Here is a 14,172-nt window from a genome sequence, read left to right as displayed (position 1 = left end):
GCCGTGCGCACGGTCCTGGTCACCGGCCCCGGCGGAGCCGGCCGCACCACGGCGGCCGCCGCCACGGCGGTGAGCGCGGCCCGGCAAGGTACCCGCACCCTGCTGCTGTCCACGGACCGTGGCACGTCACTGGAGGCCGTACTCGACGGGGACCGGACCACCGTGCCCGGTCTGCGCGCCCACCGGATAGACACCCAGGCGACGTTCCGGGCCGACGCCCGCGACGTCCAGTCCCGGCTCGGCTCCCTCCTGGACCTGCTCGGCGCCGAACCGCTGGACCCCGAGGAACTCACCGAACTCCCCGGCGCCGACTCGCTGGCCCTGCTGCGCGCGCTGCGCGAATCGGCCGACGGATCCGCCGGCTGGGACGTGGTTGTCGTCGACCTGCCGGCCACCCCCGCGGCGCTCGCCGCCCTCGCCCTCCCCGAGCAGCTGCGCCGCTACCTGCGGCGGCTCGTCCCCGTCCAGCGCCAGGCGGCCAGGGCGCTGCGCCCGGTGCTCGCCCAGCTCGCGGGCGTGCCGATGCCGGCCCAGTGGGCGTACGAGGCCGCCGAGCGCGTCGACCGTGAACTCGCCGCCGCCCAGGCGGTGATCGAGGCCGCGGGCACGACCGTACGGCTGGTCGTCGAGCCCGGCGCGGCCGCGGCCGACGCGGTCAGGACCGCCCGTACCGGACTGGCGCTCTTCGGGCACCGGCTGGAGGCCGTGGTCGCCAACCGGCTGCTGCCCGACCACTCGCCCGACCCCTGGCTCGCCGACCTGTCCGGCGTCCAGCACAAGGAACTCGCCGCGCTGCGGGCCGAATTGGCCGGAACCGGTACGGCGGTCCATGAACTGCCGCACCTGGGACGGGAACCGCGCGGCACCGACGACCTCGGCGCGCTCGGCGCCGTACCGCCGGGTCCCGGGGCGGAGCCGGACGGGACGGACGGGCGCGCGGCCGATCCGTGGAGCGTGACCGACCAGCCCGGCGCCGAGGACCGTTTCCGCTGGCGGCTGCCGCTGCCCGGGGCCACCCGTGAGGGTCTCGGACTGGTCCGGCGGGGTGACGAACTCGTGGTCGACGCGGAAGGTTTCCGCCGGATCCTCCCGCTGCCCTCCGCCCTGCGGCGCTGCACCGTCGACGGCGCGGCGCTGCGCGACGGAGCCCTGGAGGTCCGGTTCGCGCCGGATCCCGACCTCTGGCCGCGCTGAACGCAGTGCGTCCATTCGGGTACCGTCGGTAGAACAACCCCGGAGCGCCGCGAGGGAGACCGTCATGAGCGAGACCACCGACCGGCCCGACGCCGACGCGTGGGCCAAGGCCAGCGCGGAGGACACCGCCGCCGAGAACGCCCGGCGGCGTGAGCAGGCAGGACAGGGCGTCGGCAGCGCCACGGAAGAGCTGCGACGGCTCGCCGAGGCCGTGACCGAGAAGCTCGCCGAATTCCGCAACCCGGCGGTGACACTCGCCGCACAGACGGTGATCTCGCAGGTCAAGTCGGTTGTCGAGCCCATCCGCGAGCGCAACCCCGAGGTCTTCGAGCATCTGTCCTCGGCCGGCGTCGAGCTGCTCGCCGCGTACCGCTCGGTCGTCGCGGGACACGAGACCCGGTGGACCGCCAAGGACACGGCCGCCGGACACCGCGCTTCCGAGACACCGCCCGACTCATCCACCGGCTCAACCAGTGAGCACATCGACCTCGACTGACCTCCCCTCCGGTACGGTTGGCTGAAGCGGGGATCGACCGAAAACTGAGGGACACATGGGACTCACCATCGGCGTCGACATCGGCGGCACAAAGATCGCGGCCGGCGTAGTCGATGAGGACGGCTCGATTCTTGAGACGTGCAAGGTGCCGACCCCGGCGACCCCCGAGGCAGTCGTGGACGCCATCGCGGACGCGGTGCGCACGGTCAGCACCGGCCATGAGGTCGACGCGGTCGGCATCGGCGCGGCCGGCTACGTGGACGACAAGCGTGCCACCGTGCTCTTCGCCCCGAACATCAACTGGCGGCACGAAGCGCTCAAGGACAAGGTCGAGCAGCGCGTCGGCCTCTCCGTCATCGTCGAGAACGACGCGAACGCGGCGGCGTGGGGCGAATACAAGTTCGGTGCGGGCCAGGGTCACGACGACGTCGTGTGCATCACCCTCGGCACCGGCCTCGGCGGCGGCATCATCATCGGCGGCAAGCTGCACCGCGGCCGGTTCGGTGTGGCGGGCGAGTTCGGCCACGTACGGATGGTGCCGGACGGGCTGCTGTGCGGCTGCGGCAGCCAGGGTTGCTGGGAGCAGTACGCCTCCGGGCGCGCTCTCGTCCGCTACGCGAAGCAGCGTGCCGCGGCCACGCCGGAGAACGCGGAGCTGCTGCTCTCCCTCGGCGACGGCAACCCCGACACCATCGAGGGCAAGCACATCAGCGAGGCCGCGCGGGGCGGTGACCCGGTGGCGATCGACTCGTTCCGTGAGCTGGCCCGCTGGGCGGGCGCGGGCCTGGCCGACCTGGCCTCGCTCTTCGACCCATCGGCGTTCATCGTCGGCGGCGGGGTCTCGGACGAGGGCGAGCTGGTGCTCGACCCGATCCGCAAGTCCTTCCGCCGCTGGCTGGTGGGCGGCCAGTACCGGCCGCATGCCCAGGTGCTCGCCGCGCAGCTCGGCGGCAAGGCAGGACTGGTCGGCGCCGCCGACCTGGCCCGCCAGGGCTGACGACCGTGCTCGCGGACCTGCCGCCCTCGACCACCGAACCGGGTGACTCGGCGGTGGTCCGCGTGCTCAGTTACAACATCCGCTCCATGCGGGACGACAGGGGGGCGCTCGCCCGGGTCATCCAGGCCTGCGCCCCCGACCTCGTCCTCCTGCAGGAAGCGCCGCGCTTCTTCCGCTGGCGCAAGGCCGCCGCCTGGCTCGCCCATGAGTGCAACATGGTCATCGTCACCGGTGGCGCCACCGCCGCGGGACCGATGATCCTCTCCTCGCTGCGCGCCCATGTCGAGCGCACCGAGGACATCCTGCTGCCGCGTACCCCCGGTCTGCACCAGCGTGGTTTCGCCACCGCCGTCGTACGGATCGGCGGCGCCCGGCTCTCCGTGCTCAGCTGCCATCTCAGCCTCAGCGGGGCGGAACGCGACGGACAGTCCGCGCTGCTGCTGGAACGGCTCGCGGAAATGGGCGAGCCGTATGCCGTGGCGGGCGGCGATCTCAACGACCATCCGGACGGCCGTGCGTTCGGCCGGCTGTCGGCGGAGCTCCAGGACGCCTGGGCCACCAAGCCGTGGGGCAGCGAGTTCACCTCGGTGCCGGACAACCCCTACCAACGCATCGACGCGATCTTCGCGACGCAGGGCGTCGAGGTGCTGGGGTGCGGGGTGCCGCAGGGCCTTCCCGGTGTCGATCCGGCGGACCTGCTGGCCGCCACCGACCACCTGCCGCTGCTGGCCGCGTTCCGTATCCCGGCCGCGGCCCCGTCGGTCATCCCCGGCGGCTGAACCGCGCGGGAAACGGCCTGGTCAGACGACCGCGCCGCCACCGGGCAGCTCGTCGTCGTCCTCGCCCGTGCGCAGCCGCGTGACGAGGGTGCAGAAGCCGCCGACGAAGCCGCCGACGCCCAGTGTCATGACCCACCAGGTGATCTCCTGCTGGAGCAGGATGAACACGATCAGCAGCAGCGGCCCGCCCAGGACCGCGAGCCAGGCGAACTTGGTCGTGACATCGGCCTGCGGAAGCGGCGGGGGCTCGGGCGGTACGTAGTGGCCCTCGTCCTCATGGGCCGTGTAGTCGCGCGGGCCGTGGATCACCGGGTGGACGACGATGCTGCGGGTCGGCGGGCCGGACCCGGCGTCCGGGTCGCTGTCGCCGGCAGGGTCGTCGGGCCGGGCGGGCGAGAGGTTCTCGGCGTCGGGCCAGGAGGCGGTGCCCGGCTCGGGCTCGTCGTCGAAGCCCGCGACCAGCTCGGCCCAGGCGGCGTCCTCGTCCAGCGGCGCACGGGCCGCCCCGTCGGCGGGGTCCGCGACGGCCGGCTCGGGGGCGTCGGGAGCGGTCTCGTCGGGAACCTGGTCCTCCTCGCGCTCAGCCACTGGCCGTTACCTCCTTGTCCACCGCGGGCGCCAGGCGCCGGATGAATCCGTAGGACTCCTCGAAGATCTGTTCCGCGTCATGGTCCAGCGTCGCCACGTGGTAGCTCCGCTCCAGCACGATCTCGGTGACGTCGCTGGAGGAGACCTTGCTGAGGACGACCGCGGTGTTCGACGGGTGGACCACATGGTCCACCCGGCTGTGCAGCAGCAGCAACGGCTGCGTGACCTGCGGCAGCCCCGCTCTGACGAGTTTCCAGAAGCGGCTGAGGGAGTACACGGCGTGCAGCGGCGTCCGGTCGTAACCGACCTCCAGGCCGCCCTCCTTGGCGATGTCGCTGGTGATGCCCGGCACCGACGGCACCAGATGGCGCAGCACCGGAACCGCCTTGATCTGGTGGCTGTCGGCCTTGACCGAAGGATTCACCAGGACGATGCCGCTGATCGAGTGGCCGTGCAGCGCGGCGAGCCGCAGTGTCAGGGCGCCACCCATCGACATGCCGCAGACGAAGACCTGCGAGCAGCGGGCCGACAACTCGCGCAGCGCGCGGTCGACCTCGGCGTACCAGTCCTGCCAGCCGGTCTGCTGCATGTCCTGCCAGCGGGTGCCGTGACCCGGCAGCAGCGGCACGGACACCGTCAGGCCGCGGGCCGCCAGATACTCGCCCCAGGGGCGCATGGACTGCGGTGTGCCGGTGAATCCGTGACAGAGCAGGACACCGGTCTCGCCACCGTCGTGGCTGTACGGCTCGGCTCCGGGCATGAGCGGCACCGTGGGACTCCTGTTCGCCGCGGGGAGGGTGGCAGGAGTTCAGCGTACGCGGCCCGGATACCCCCCGGTAAGCCCCGTCGCGTGGACGCGGGGAGTGCCGGGGGCCGAACTGGCGTTAAGGTCTTTGCGTCAGCTACAGGAGGTCCTCGGTTGTTCTACGGCGCGATGAAGCTCGCGATCGGTTCGCCGCTCAAGCTCGCCTTCCGCCCCTGGGTGGAAGGCATTGAGAACATCCCCAAGGAGGGGCCGGCGATCCTTGCCAGCAACCACCTCTCCTTCTCGGACTCCTTCTTCCTCCCCGCGATGCTCGACCGGCCGGTCACCTTCATCGCCAAGGCGGAGTACTTCACGTCCCCGGGCGTGAAGGGGAAGCTGACGGCCGCCTTCTTCAAGGGCGTCGGCCAGCTCCCGGTGGACCGCTCCGGCGCGCGCGGCGCCGGCGAGGCCGCGATCAACAGCGGGATCCAGGTGCTGGAGCGCGGTGAGCTGTTCGGCATCTACCCCGAGGGCACCCGTTCCCCCGACGGCCGGCTCTACCGGGGCAAGCCCGGCGGCCTGGCCCGGGTGGCGCTGGCCTCCGGAGCGCCGGTGATCCCCGTCGCGATGATCGACACCGAGAAGGTGCAGCCGCCCGGCAAGGTGCTGCCCAAGGTCTCGGTGCGTCCCGGCATCCGGATCGGCAAGCCGCTCGACTTCAGTCGCTACCACGGCATGGAGGGCGACCGCTTCATCCTGCGCTCGGTGACCGACGAGGTCATGTACGAGATCATGAAGCTGTCCGGCCAGGAGTACGTGGACATCTACGCCACCGCCGCGAAGCGCCAGATCGCGGAGGAGGCCAAGCGGCAGGCCGAGCTGGAGAAGTCCGAGAAGGCCGAGCGGGAAGCCGCCGAGAAGGCGGCCCAGGACAAGGGCGGGCCGGCCGGGTCCTAGGACCGGCCGGACGGGCCCCGGGCGGGCCGTGGGGGGAGGGGGAGCGGTGGCGGCGAAGGCGATCCGGATGTCCGTCGAGCAGCCGCTGTGGCGTGCGCTGATCGCGTACCGCGTGCTCACCCTCGGCTATGCGCTGGCCCTGTTCGGCGACGCCTACGGGGAGTACCGGCACCCGCTGGTCGCCGCCGTGTACATGACGGTGCTGACCGTCTGGACGTTCCTCACCCTGGGGCGGGTGCGGTCCGCCGAACGGTGCACCAAGCGCTTCCTCTTCGCCGACCTCACCATCGCGCTGACCGGGATACTGCTCACCCCCGTCGCCGACACGCATCTGCGGATCGTCGAGGGCGCCCCGACGCTGCCGTCCATCTGGACGGCGGGATCCGTCCTCGCCTTCGCGATCAAGGGTGGCTGGCGCTGGGCCGCGGTCGCCTCCACGCTCGTCGGCGTCGCCAACGTCGTCCAGCGCGGCTCCTTCGCCCGCGACAGCCTGCACAACGTCCTGCTGGTGTGGGTGGCGAGCATCGCCATCGGCTATGTCGTCGAGGTCGCCCGCGCCAGCGAGCGGACCCTCGCGCGGGCGCTGCAGATCGAGGCGGCCACCCGTGAGCGGGAACGGCTCGCCCGGGACATCCACGACAACGTGCTCCAGGTGCTCGCCATGGTCCAGCGCCGGGGCAGCGAGGCGGGCGGCGAGGCCGCGGCGCTCGGCCGGATGGCCGGTGAGCAGGAGTCGGCGCTGCGGGCGCTGGTCTCCGACGGCTTCGTCCCCAACCCCCGGCACCCCGAGAACGCCGCCGCGGTCCGCCGTGGCCGGCTGCTCGCGGCGCTCCGCTCGCGCACCGGCGCCGCCGAGGCCGACCAGGAGGCCGCGGACGCGGCACTCGGCCCGTGCGACGTACGGGCCCTGCTCACGCCCTACGGCAGCTCGCAGGTGACGATCTCGGCACCCGGGACCCCGGTCCTGGTCGACGCGTACGCCGCCGCCGAGCTCGCGGCGGCCGTCGGCGCCGCCCTCGACAACGTCCGCACGCACGCCGGGGAGCAGGCCCACGCCTGGATCCTGCTGGAGGACGAGCCCGGCGAGATCCTCGTCAGCGTCCGCGACGACGGCCCCGGCATCCCGGAAGGCCGGCTCGCCGACGCCGAACAGGAGGGCCGGCTCGGCGTCGCCCAGTCCATCCGCGGCCGGCTCCGCGACCTCGGCGGCACCGCGTCCCTCATCACCACCCCCGGCCAGGGCGCCGAGGTCGAACTCCGGCTCCCCAAGAAGCGCCCCACGCCCTGAGCTCCGCGTATCCGCCGCGTTTGTAGAGTTGCCCCGGCACGGAGATTCGGCCGGACGAGAGGCAGTCACATGGCGGGGGACACCCAACCCGAGCAGGACCACACCGTGAAGGTGATGGTGGTCGACGACCACCCGATGTGGCGGGACGCGGTCGCGCGGGACCTGTCCGAGGCCGGCTACCAGGTGGTGGCGACGGCGGGCGACGGGCCGGAGGCCGTGCGCCGGGCCAGGGCGGCGATGCCCGAGGTGATCGTGCTGGACCTCAACCTGCCGGGGATGTCCGGAGTGCAGGTGTGCAAGGACGTGGTCGCGGACAATCCCGCGCTGCGGGTGCTGGTGCTGTCGGCGAGCGGCGAGCACGAGGACGTGCTGGAGGCCGTGAAGTCCGGTGCCACCGGCTATCTGCTGAAGTCCGCCGGCCGTGACGAGCTGGTGGAGGCGGTCCGCAGGACGGCGATCGGCGATCCGGTCTTCACCCCGGGGCTGGCCGGGCTGGTCCTGGGCGAGTACCGGCGGCTGGCCTCCGACCCGGCCCCCACGTCCTCGGACGAGCCCGAGGCGCCTCGGCTGACGGACCGTGAGACGGAGGTGCTGCGGCTGGTCGCGAAGGGCCTGAGCTACAAGCAGATCGCCGAGCGGCTCGTCATCTCGCACCGCACCGTGCAGAACCACGTGCAGAACACCCTCGGCAAGCTGCAGCTGCACAACCGGGTGGAACTGGTGCGATACGCGATCGAGCGCGGTCTCGACGGCGAATGACCCCGTTCGCCCCATCCCGCATGTGACCCAAGTCACGCTAGCGTTGCCCGAGTTGGTTCCCGTTAAGGCAATGCAACGCAGTGCTGGCGAAGGGAAGAGTCCATGCGGGTCGGAGTACTGACCGGTGGTGGTGACTGCCCCGGTCTCAACGCGGTCATCCGGGCGATCGTCCGCAAAGGTGTCCAGGAGTACGACTACGAGTTCATCGGCTTCAGGGACGGCTGGCGCGGTCCCCTCGAAGGCGACACCGTGCCGCTCGACATCCCCGCCGTGCGGGGCATCCTGCCGCGCGGCGGCACCGTCCTCGGTTCCTCGCGCACCAATCCGCTCAAGGTCGAGGACGGTATCCGCCGGGTCAGGGAGAACCTCGCCGCCTTCGACGTCGACGCGCTCATCGTGATCGGTGGCGAGGACACCCTGGGGGTGGCCGCGACCCTCTCCGACGAGCACGGCATTCCGTGCGTCGGTGTTCCCAAGACCATCGACAACGACCTGTCCGCCACCGACTACACCTTCGGCTTCGACACGGCGGTCAACATCGCCACCGAGGCGATCGACCGGCTGCACACCACTGCCGAATCGCACATGCGTGTCCTCGTCGTCGAGGTGATGGGCCGGCACGCCGGCTGGATAGCCCTGCACTCGGGGCTGGCCGGCGGGGCCAACGTCATCCTCATCCCGGAACAGCGCTTCGACGTCGAGCAGGTCTGCGGCTGGGTGGAGAGCCGGTTCAAGATCCGTTACGCGCCCATCGTGGTCGTCGCGGAAGGCGCCATGCCCAAGGACGGCGACATGGTGCTCAAGGACGGCACCCTGGACTCGTTCGGCCATGTCCGGCTCTCCGGCGTGGGCGAATGGCTCGCCAAGGAGATCGAGAAGCGCACCGGCAAGGAGGCCCGCACCACGGTGCTCGGGCACGTCCAGCGCGGTGGAACGCCCAGTGCGTTCGACCGCTGGCTGGCCACCCGGTTCGGGCTGCACGCCATCGACGCGGTGCGCGAAGGGGACTTCGGGAAGATGGTCGCGCTGCGCGGTACGGACATCGTCCGGGTGCCGATCGCGGAGGCCACCGCCCGGATCAAGACCGTCGATCCGAAGCTCTACACGGAGGCGGGGGTCTTCTTTGGCTGAACCTTGAACATCAGGGGAACATCACTGCTTGCAGCAGACGATCAGTGCGCCTTATTCTCCGTCCACCCGGCTTGTCCGGCCGCTTCGTTTTCCCCCTTTGAGCACATGAGGAGCGCCCGGTATGACGGGTGTGACGAACAGGTGGCGCACACCTGTACTGGCGGTCGCAGGCGGCACCGCATCGGGCAAGTCAACCCTTGCCGAGGCGCTGTCGCTGCACCATCACGAGACCATCGGTCTGATCCACCTCGATGACTTCTACGTGCCCGCGCACGACACCGTGCGCGGGGTGCGCACGGTCAGCGCGAGCGGGTCCGAGGTCCTGGACTGGAACCATCCCGGCTCGATCGACGAGCTCGCGGTGGTCGCGGCGATCGAGGCCGCGGCCACTTCGGGCCGGCACCGGCTGGTCGTCGTCGAGGGCCTGTTCGCCCTCACCCTGCCGTCGGTCGCCGGCCGGGCGACCTGGCGGGTGTACGTCGACACCCCCGACGACATCCGGCTGGCCCGCAAGATCCTCCGCAAGATCGACGTCCAGCGGCAGGACCCGCGGCTGTCGCTGCTGAACTACCTGGAGACCGGGAGGGAGCGGCATGCCGCGCATGTCGCCCCCTCCCGGGCCCTGGCCGACCTGGTGGTCGACGGCACCGCCGACGAGTTCCGCATGATCGCCGAGGTGATGATGCTGATCGGACCGGTGCTCGCCGATCCCGTGCTGGACGCCTCGGCGTTCAGCGAGACGGCGTGAGCACGGCCGCCAGCAGCTCCGCCGCGATCGCGGTGCCGTTCAGGGTGAGCACCGACTCGGGGTGGAACTGCACGCCCGCGAACCCCGGCCCGCGCATCGCGTGCACATCACCGGTGGCCGGGTCACGGCTCAGCTCCACCCGGTGGGTGGCGAGCTCCTCGGCGGTCGCGTCGTCGCAGCGCGCCGTGAAGGTGTTGTAGAACCCGACGGTCTCCGGCCGGCCGAAGAAGTCGATGCGCTCCTGGGCGCCCTGGAAGGGGACGTCCTTGCGCACGATGTCCAGCCCCAGCTCCGCCGCGAGCAGCTCCTGGCCCAGGCACACACCGAGCAGCCCCTGCCGGTGGCCCTTGACCAGGTCGGCGGCGAGGGTGCGCAGGAAGCGCATCTTCGGGTCGGTGGCGTCGGCCGGATTGCCGGGGCCGGGGCCGAGCACGACCGGACCCTCGTGGGACAGCGCCGCCTCCCGCAGGCCCGGTTCGTCGTAGCGCCGTACGGTGACGCCCAGCCCGGACGAGCGCAGCACATGCGCGAGCATCGCGGTGAAGGTGTCCTCCGCGTCGATCGCCAGCGCGTGCGCCGACAGCGCGCGCCGGTCGGCCGGGGACGGCTCGACCTGCATCCGCAGCCAGAACGGCGCCAGGTTCGCCCGCCGGGCGTCCAGCGCGGCCCGCACCCTGATGTCGTCGGCCAGCCGGTACGCCGGCTCGGGAGCGTGCTCGGGGGCCGGCCGCACTCCGAGCGCGGTGAGCACCCCGGCCGCCTTGGCGTGCGTCTCGGCGACCTCGCCGCGCGGGTCGGAGTGCCGGACCAGCGTCGCGCCGACCGGCACCTTCAGCTGCCCGCCGGGGTCGATGTCCGCGGTCCTGATCAGGATCGGCGAGTCCAGCGTCCTGGTCCCGGCCGCGTCCCGCCCGATCAGGGCCAGCGCGCCCGCGTAGTAACCGCGGCCCCCCGGCTCGTACCGCTCGATGACGCGGCAGGCGTTCTGCACCGGGGAGCCGGTGACGGTCGCGGCGAACATCGTCTCGCGCAGCACGTCCCGTACATCCATGGTGGTGCGGCCGCGCAGCTCGTACTCGGTGTGCGCGAGGTGGGCCATCTCCTTGAGCCGCGGCCCGACCACCACACCGCCGAGGTCGCCGACGGTGCACATCATCTTCAGTTCCTCGTCGACCACCATCGTCAGCTCCTCCACCTCCTTGGGGTCGTGGAGGAAGGCGAGCAGCCCCTCGGGGTCCGGCCCGGTGACGGGATAGCGGTAGGTGCCGCTGATCGGGTTCATCACGACCGTGCCGCCCGCCATCCGCACATGCACCTCGGGACTGGCGCCCACCAGCGTGCGGTCCGGGGTGTGCACGACATACGTCCAGTACGCGCCGCGCTCACCGCTGAGCAGCTTCCGGAACAGGGCGAGCGCGGAGCGCGGCCCGTAGCCCGCGATCTGCCCCCGGAACGTCCGCCGGATCACGAAGTTGGCGCCCTCGCCGCGGCCGATCTCGTCCTCGATCACCCGCTCGACGATCCCGGCGTAGGTGTCGTCGTCCACGTCGAACGCACCCTCGTCGACCGTCACCTCCTGGTCCGGGAGCGCGGCGAGGACGTCCGCCAGCGGCAGCTCGTACGTCTCGTCGGGCCGCAGCACGGCCAGCGGCGTCCCGTCGTCGCGCACGTCGAAGCCGCGTTCGCGGATCTGCCGGAACGGTACGAGCGCGAGCGCGTCCAGCGCCGGGCCGTCACCCGGTGCACCGTCCGGCAGGGTGATGTCCCGCAGCCGGCCGGCTTCGGTGACGGGCCCGAGGAGCACTTCGACGAGGTCGGTGTCGCGGCCCGGGGTGCGGCGGCGGAGCAGGGCGAACGGTGGGCAACCGGGGGAGAGCAGCCGCTCGACGAGGGCGGTGGCTGTGGTGGCTTCGGTGCCGGAGACGGGATGCACGGCGGGTCCTTCCGATGGTGGGACAACGGAGGGAGCGGCCGGGAAACAGAAAAGGCCGCCCCTTGGGCGGCCTTCGCGGTGAGTCGTTACGTACGCGCGATGAGGTGGGCCGCCGGTTGAGCGGGCCACCACCAGTTGGTGTGCTGTTGCGCGAACATGTTCAGAACCCTAACGCACGGGGGACGGCGCAGTGGGGCTCGTCTCATCCAATGGGCGGCGTCGGATTCCGCCTGTCGTCACCCCGTAGTGTGGTCGTGTGACCGTGAACGCTAACCCCGCAGCCGGTGGAAACACCTGGCGATCCCTTCCCGCGGCGCAGCAGCCCGAGTACCCCGACTCCGAGGCGCTGCGCAATGTGCTCGCGGAGCTCGAGTCGTATCCGCCTCTCGTCTTCGCCGGCGAGTGCGATCAGCTGCGTACCCGCCTGGGGGCTGTCGCCCGTGGCGAGGCGTTCCTGTTGCAGGGCGGCGACTGCGCCGAGGCCTTCGACGCCGTGTCCGCGGACCAGATCCGCAACAAGCTCAAGACGCTCCTGCAGATGGGTGCGGTGCTGACGTACGCGGCCTCCGTGCCGGTCGTGAAGGTGGGCCGGATCGCCGGCCAGTACTCGAAGCCGCGCTCCAAGCCGACCGAGACCCGCGACGGCGTGACGCTGCCGACGTACCGCGGTGACTCGGTCAACGGCTTCGCCTTCACCGAGAAGGAGCGGGTCCCGGACCCCGAGCGGCTCAAGCGGATGTACAACGCGTCCGCCTCGACGCTCAACCTGGTGCGCGCCTTCACCACCGGTGGCTACGCGGACCTGCGCCAGGTGCACGCCTGGAACCAGGACTTCGTGAAGTCCTCGCCGTCCGGACAGCGCTACGAGGCGCTGGCCCGCGAGATCGACAACGCGCTGAACTTCATGGCGGCGTGCGGGACCGACCCCGCCGAGTTCCGGACCGTGGAGTTCTACGCGTCGCACGAGGCGCTGCTGCTGGACTACGAGTCGTCGCTGACCCGCGTCGACTCGCGGACCGGCTCGCTGTACGACACGTCGGGCCACATGGTGTGGATCGGCGAGCGCACCCGGCAGCTCGACGGGGCGCACATCGAGTTCGCCTCGAAGATCCGGAACCCGATCGGCATCAAGCTCGGCCCGACGACGACGCCGGAAGAGGCGCTGACGTACATCGACCGGCTGGACCCGGAGCGTGAGCCGGGCCGGCTGACGTTCATCGTCCGCATGGGCGCGGACAAGGTCCGCGACAAGCTCCCGACGCTGGTCGAGAAGGTCACGGCCTCGGGCGCGCAGGTGGCGTGGGTGACCGACCCGATGCACGGCAACACCTACGAGGCGGCGTCCGGCCACAAGACGCGGCGCTTCGACGACGTGCTCGACGAGGTCAAGGGCTTCTTCGAGGTCCACAAGGGCCTCGGCACCCACCCGGGCGGCATCCACGTCGAGCTGACCGGCGACGATGTGACCGAGTGCGTGGGCGGCGGCGACGAGATCTTCGTCGACGACCTGCACCAGCGGTACGAGACGGCCTGCGACCCGCGGCTCAACCGCAGCCAGTCGCTGGACCTGGCGTTCCTGGTCGCGGAGATGTACCGGGGCCAGTAGTCCTGGCGGACAGCCGGAAGACGGCACAAGGGGCGCGGATCACACAGATCCGCGCCCCTTGCCGCTTTTCACCGACGGACGTGCCGGGTAAGGTAAGGGTAACCTCAGCCCAGGCGCCCGAGAGGGGTGAACCGCGTGTACGTGTGCTCTTGCTTCGGCATCACCGAGCAGCAGGTCAAGCAGCACGCGGATTCCGGCGCCTGCAGCCCCCGCAAACTCGCCTCGGCCTGCAAGGCCGGCACCGACTGCGGGTCGTGCGTCAAGCGCATCCAGGCGCTGCTCGGCCGAACGTCGACGCCGGTGGCCCGGCCGGCCGCTGCGCAGCTGGCCGCCACGGAAGAGCCGATGGCCGAAGCGGCCTGAGCTGTCCGCTGCGCGGGACCGGCGTCAGCTCTCCGGTTGTTCGATGAGCTGCGCGATGTAGAGCGGCTCGCCCAGCTTCTCCACCAGTTCGAGCTGGGTGTCGAGGTAGTCGATGTGGTGCTCCTCGTCGGCGAGGATCGACTCGAAGATGTTCGCCGAGGTGATGTCGCCCTTGGTCCGCATGACCTCGACGCCGCGCTTGAGGCGGTCGATGGCCTCGACCTCGACCTGGCGGTCGGCCTGGAACATCTCGGTGACCGTCTGGCCCACCCGTACATGGAACAGCCGCTGGTAGTTCGGCAGGCCGTCGAGGAAGAGGATGCGGTCGGTCAGCAGTTCCGCGTGCTTCATCTCGTCGATGGATTCCGAGCGGGTGTATTTCGCGAGCTTCGTCCAACCGAAGTTCTCCTGCATCTTCGCGTGCAGGAAGTACTGGTTGATCGCGGTCAGCTCTGCGGTCAGCTGTTCGTTGAGGAACTCGATGACCTCGGGGTCGCCCTGCATGGCAACGCCGTCCTTCCAAAGGGAATCGACAAGATGGCCGCATCTTTGCACTGCGGGCACGGCTGATCCAGTAAGTGCACGCTT

Annotated in this window: 15 protein-coding genes; 11 read left to right on the top strand and 4 right to left on the bottom strand. The window is 71.1% G+C overall.

Features of this window, described 5'->3' with window-relative positions; translation table 11 throughout:
- Positions 1-3 precede the first annotated feature (3 nt).
- The 4 genes from C8250_RS14395 (at position 4) to C8250_RS14380 (ending at position 3,466) form a co-directional block, all read left to right on the top strand.
- Complete coding sequence (locus C8250_RS14395) at positions 4-1,194, top strand: ArsA-related P-loop ATPase (RefSeq protein ID WP_138356181.1); 1,191 nt, start codon at positions 4-6, stop codon at positions 1,192-1,194.
- 64 nt (positions 1,195-1,258) lie between these two features.
- A complete protein-coding gene (locus C8250_RS14390) occupies positions 1,259-1,690 on the top strand; it encodes a DUF5304 domain-containing protein (protein ID WP_164296244.1) in 432 nt (143 codons plus the stop codon).
- Positions 1,691-1,745: 55 nt separating this feature from the next.
- Entirely contained in the window at positions 1,746-2,687 is a 942-nt protein-coding gene (locus tag C8250_RS14385) for an ROK family glucokinase (RefSeq protein ID WP_138356180.1), read from the top strand.
- Entirely contained in the window at positions 2,684-3,466 is a 783-nt protein-coding gene (locus C8250_RS14380) for an endonuclease/exonuclease/phosphatase family protein (protein ID WP_138356179.1), read from the top strand. The genes C8250_RS14385 and C8250_RS14380 overlap by 4 nt, the downstream gene beginning before the upstream one ends.
- Before the next feature lie 21 nt (positions 3,467-3,487).
- Here C8250_RS14380 and C8250_RS14375 read toward each other — a convergent pair whose 3' ends face one another.
- Both C8250_RS14375 and C8250_RS14370 read right to left on the bottom strand, forming a co-directional pair.
- On the bottom strand, positions 3,488-3,955 hold the full coding sequence (locus C8250_RS14375; RefSeq protein ID WP_138356216.1) for a hypothetical protein: 468 nt from the start codon (positions 3,953-3,955) through the stop codon (positions 3,488-3,490).
- 91 nt (positions 3,956-4,046) lie between these two features.
- Positions 4,047-4,823, bottom strand: a complete 777-nt coding sequence (locus C8250_RS14370) for an alpha/beta fold hydrolase (protein WP_138356178.1) — start codon at positions 4,821-4,823, stop codon at positions 4,047-4,049.
- Positions 4,824-4,973: 150 nt separating this feature from the next.
- Here C8250_RS14370 and C8250_RS14365 point away from each other — a divergent pair, with 150 nt between their 5' ends.
- The 5 genes from C8250_RS14365 (at position 4,974) to C8250_RS14345 (ending at position 9,682) form a co-directional block, all read left to right on the top strand.
- On the top strand, positions 4,974-5,756 hold the full coding sequence (locus C8250_RS14365) for a lysophospholipid acyltransferase family protein (protein WP_138356177.1): 783 nt from the start codon (positions 4,974-4,976) through the stop codon (positions 5,754-5,756).
- Between the two features lie 67 nt (positions 5,757-5,823).
- Positions 5,824-7,044, top strand: coding sequence for a DUF5931 domain-containing protein (locus tag C8250_RS14360; RefSeq protein WP_138356176.1), 1,221 nt, complete (start codon positions 5,824-5,826; stop codon positions 7,042-7,044).
- A gap of 69 nt (positions 7,045-7,113) precedes the next feature.
- A complete protein-coding gene (locus tag C8250_RS14355; RefSeq protein ID WP_138356175.1) occupies positions 7,114-7,803 on the top strand; it encodes a response regulator transcription factor in 690 nt (229 codons plus the stop codon).
- 102 nt (positions 7,804-7,905) lie between these two features.
- Positions 7,906-8,934: a 6-phosphofructokinase gene (locus C8250_RS14350; protein ID WP_138356174.1), complete on the top strand. Its 1,029-nt coding sequence runs from the start codon at positions 7,906-7,908 to the stop codon at positions 8,932-8,934.
- A gap of 121 nt (positions 8,935-9,055) precedes the next feature.
- Entirely contained in the window at positions 9,056-9,682 is a 627-nt protein-coding gene (locus C8250_RS14345) for a hypothetical protein (RefSeq protein ID WP_138356173.1), read from the top strand.
- On the opposite strand, the gene C8250_RS14340 is transcribed toward C8250_RS14345, so the two are convergent.
- Positions 9,666-11,615, bottom strand: coding sequence for an anthranilate synthase family protein (locus tag C8250_RS14340; protein WP_138356172.1), 1,950 nt, complete (start codon positions 11,613-11,615; stop codon positions 9,666-9,668). The two genes, C8250_RS14345 and C8250_RS14340, sit on opposite strands and share 17 nt — an antisense overlap.
- Before the next feature lie 256 nt (positions 11,616-11,871).
- Here C8250_RS14340 and C8250_RS14335 point away from each other — a divergent pair, with 256 nt between their 5' ends.
- Positions 11,872-13,221, top strand: coding sequence for a 3-deoxy-7-phosphoheptulonate synthase class II (locus C8250_RS14335; protein ID WP_138356171.1), 1,350 nt, complete (start codon positions 11,872-11,874; stop codon positions 13,219-13,221).
- Between the two features lie 126 nt (positions 13,222-13,347).
- Entirely contained in the window at positions 13,348-13,584 is a 237-nt protein-coding gene (locus C8250_RS14330; RefSeq protein ID WP_138356170.1) for a (2Fe-2S)-binding protein, read from the top strand.
- Between the two features lie 24 nt (positions 13,585-13,608).
- Here C8250_RS14330 and bfr read toward each other — a convergent pair whose 3' ends face one another.
- Positions 13,609-14,088: a bacterioferritin gene (gene bfr / locus C8250_RS14325; RefSeq protein ID WP_138356169.1), complete on the bottom strand. Its 480-nt coding sequence runs from the start codon at positions 14,086-14,088 to the stop codon at positions 13,609-13,611.
- Positions 14,089-14,172 lie beyond the last annotated feature (84 nt).

This window comes from Streptomyces sp. So13.3, from assembly GCF_005860785.2.
GTDB lineage: Bacteria > Actinomycetota > Actinomycetes > Streptomycetales > Streptomycetaceae > Actinacidiphila > Actinacidiphila fildesensis.
This window is presented reverse-complemented; position numbering and strand designations above follow the sequence as displayed.

What these genes read in the sequence shown, in the direction of transcription:
- C8250_RS14390 (WP_164296244.1), top strand. Translation starts at nt 1,259, where the DNA reads ATGAGCGAGACCACCGACCGGCCCGACGCCGACGCGTGGGCCAAGGCC.
- C8250_RS14385 (WP_138356180.1), top strand. Translation starts at nt 1,746, where the DNA reads ATGGGACTCACCATCGGCGTCGACATCGGCGGCACAAAGATCGCGGCC.
- C8250_RS14360 (WP_138356176.1), top strand. Translation starts at nt 5,824, where the DNA reads ATGTCCGTCGAGCAGCCGCTGTGGCGTGCGCTGATCGCGTACCGCGTG.
- C8250_RS14355 (WP_138356175.1), top strand. Translation starts at nt 7,114, where the DNA reads ATGGCGGGGGACACCCAACCCGAGCAGGACCACACCGTGAAGGTGATG.
- C8250_RS14350 (WP_138356174.1), top strand. Translation starts at nt 7,906, where the DNA reads ATGCGGGTCGGAGTACTGACCGGTGGTGGTGACTGCCCCGGTCTCAAC.
- C8250_RS14345 (WP_138356173.1), top strand. Translation starts at nt 9,056, where the DNA reads ATGACGGGTGTGACGAACAGGTGGCGCACACCTGTACTGGCGGTCGCA.
- bfr (WP_138356169.1), bottom strand. Translation starts at nt 14,088, where the DNA reads ATGCAGGGCGACCCCGAGGTCATCGAGTTCCTCAACGAACAGCTGACC.